This window comes from Streptomyces chengmaiensis (genome assembly GCF_029846775.1).
Taxonomy (GTDB): Bacteria; Actinomycetota; Actinomycetes; order Streptomycetales; family Streptomycetaceae; genus Streptomyces; species Streptomyces chengmaiensis.
On sequence record NZ_JARWBG010000138.1, the window covers coordinates 1 to 533 of the forward strand.

Below are 533 nucleotides of genomic sequence, written 5' to 3' on the forward strand. Positions count from 1 at the left end.
ACCACCAGTGCGAAGATCGTGGTGGCGGGCGGCTTCGGCGTGGGCAAGACCACGTTCGTCGGCGCCGTCTCGGAGATCAACCCGCTGCGTACCGAGGCCGTCATGACGTCAGCGTCGGCCGGCATCGACGACCTCACCCACACCGGGGACAAGACGACGACCACCGTCGCCATGGACTTCGGCCGCATCACCCTGGACCAGGACCTCATCCTCTACCTGTTCGGCACCCCCGGACAGGACCGGTTCTGGTTCATGTGGGACGACCTCGTCCGCGGCGCCATCGGAGCCGTCGTCCTCGTCGACACCCGACGCCTCGCCGACTGCTTCCCCGCCGTCGACTACTTCGAGAACTCAGGGCTCCCCTTCGTCATCGCCCTCAACGGCTTCGACGGACACCAGCCCTACAACCCCGACGAAGTACGCGAGGCCCTCCAGATCGGCCCCGACACCCCCATCATCACCACCGACGCCCGCCACCGCGCCGACGCCAAGAGCGCCCTGATCACCCTCGTCGAACACGCCCTCATGGCCCG

Annotated in this window: 1 protein-coding gene; it reads left to right on the top strand. The window is 67.7% G+C overall.

Annotated features, from left to right (window positions below):
• A partial coding sequence (locus tag QCN29_RS36755; RefSeq protein ID WP_279933602.1) for a GTP-binding protein occupies positions 1 to 533 on the top strand: 533 nt, incomplete at both ends.